The sequence below is a fragment of the Alitabrizicola rongguiensis genome (genome assembly GCF_021491355.1).
Lineage (GTDB): Bacteria > Pseudomonadota > Alphaproteobacteria > Rhodobacterales > Rhodobacteraceae > Aliitabrizicola > Aliitabrizicola rongguiensis.
The window spans coordinates 1-1,749 of the sequence record NZ_JAKENF010000012.1; the positions used below are offsets into that span (position 1 = coordinate 1).

Below are 1,749 nucleotides of genomic sequence, written 5' to 3' on the forward strand. Positions count from 1 at the left end.
TCGCAATCGGCGATCATGGCTCGATCCACCTCGCCGGCGTCGCGGCCAGCGCCGTCACGGCAGATGACTTCCTCTTCGTCTGAAGGCCTCGACACGGTGTGGTCATTTCTGAACCGTCTCGGTTTTGCAAGGAACTTGTGGGCGACGATGATCGCCGCAGTTGGCGGTCATTTGTCCAGTATGTTTGCGCGGATCATCTGTCCGCTTTTCCTTATTTAGTTCGCGTGCCGGGCCAATCAGAAGATCGAGTTGTGGTGCCCTGACAGCACTTCGGGGTGTCCCAGCAGCGATCTATTCGATCATCATTACTCGCCTCTGCTCTTGTATCTCGTCGCGACGCCCGTTGAGCGCCTTGGACATCTACGCTTCGATCAACCGATTGCTGCGGACCCGCATGTCTTGCACCTCGCGAGCAGCGCCCAAGCGACATGCGGCCTTGTTGGCGATGGCCTCAGTGTCGAGGTGCATCGCTTGCGCTCGAGCGACGAGCGGACCCAGGCTCCGGTTCGGGTGCCGGTCATTTCGGCGCGACGGGTGACGGAGGTGGCCCCGACGACCAGTGATCTTCGCAGGCAGCCATTGCCCATTTTCGAGACCCTACCGTGCTGCCCCTTGCCGTCCGATGAACTCTGTCGCGGCACGAGACCGAGCCACGCAGCGAACTGCCGGCCGGATTGGAGCACGCCAGGATCGGACGCGCTGATGGGTGGCGCCGGAGCGGGGATCAGGCCGATGCCGGGGATCGTTTCCAGCCGGAGGCTCGCCTCGTTCTGCTGGTGCCGGGCCATGAAATAGCAAAGGGCGCTGCGACTCCATCGTTGCAGGACGCTACCGGGTACCCTTAGTCACGTTAAGCAAAGTTACATTGTCAGTGCTGCCCGGCGCATATCTGTGCAGCTTTCGCGCTGTCGGATGGGGCCTGTGGCAGTTCACTTTGATGTTCATTGATCTAGATCAATGAATGTTTGTTTTTCCATATCAATACTAGAAAACGTCAAATGGAAACTTCCTTTGTCGTCCGCCGAGGGAATGAGTTGAGTGCCTTTCGGATAACTTCGAAATGTGCAAGCGACATGATGAATTTCAAAAATAGTACACCATCGTTCAATGGTTTGGTCTTTTGTGGTGATAAGGGCTGGCATTGAGTAGGGGGGCGGAATGGCAACGTTCAATGCTTGGGAGGCTGTCAATATCGATAGCCTCGATTTGAACTGGTTTTATCGGTGGTGGTATGATGGGTGGCTACAAGACTCAATCACGATTGATGGAATATACTACGATGATGCTGCGGTAATAAATGGATGGGATGGGTCCAAGGATCTAGGCTTGTGGTTTGGTGGAAGCGGTTTTGGACTTAATGACAATGGGGATATTGTTTCCGGAACTGTCTCAAGCATCGCAAAGTTCAATTGGTTCGGAACCGATATTTGGGTAGTCGAACAGACTTCTGTTCCCGCCGCGGCCGTCTGGAGTGCGATTACTACAGCTGACGGCAATGACGACGTTCAGCTTATGTCTATGGCGTTAGCCGGAAGCGACAGCATTTTCCTTTCGGAATTTTCCGACAAGTGGAATGGTTTCTCGGGAAATGACAGGCTTTATGGATACTCTGGCAACGACACGATTTTCGGTGGCGACGGAAATGACCTCCTGAGCGGCGGCTTGGGCCACGATATGCTTGATGGCGGTGCCGGGAACGACACGATGACCGGCGGCGACGGCAATGACAGCTACTACGTGGATAGCACC

2 protein-coding genes are annotated in these 1,749 nt (G+C 55.2%); one reads left to right on the top strand and one right to left on the bottom strand.

Translation table 11 applies throughout. The features are described from left to right. Positions 1-371: 371 nt before the first annotated feature. A complete protein-coding gene (locus L0V05_RS20775; RefSeq protein ID WP_406566000.1) occupies positions 372-788 on the bottom strand; it encodes a transposase in 417 nt (138 codons plus the stop codon). 370 nt (positions 789-1,158) lie between these two features. On the opposite strand from L0V05_RS20775, the gene L0V05_RS20450 reads away from it, so the two are divergent. After that, a partial coding sequence (locus L0V05_RS20450; RefSeq protein WP_406566001.1) for a calcium-binding protein occupies positions 1,159-1,749 on the top strand: 591 nt, incomplete at its 3' end.

Bases quoted from the DNA above. Each gene is read 5' to 3' on its own strand.
- L0V05_RS20775 (WP_406566000.1), bottom strand. From the start codon at position 788: ATGGCCCGGCACCAGCAGAACGAGGCGAGCCTCCGGCTGGAAACGATC.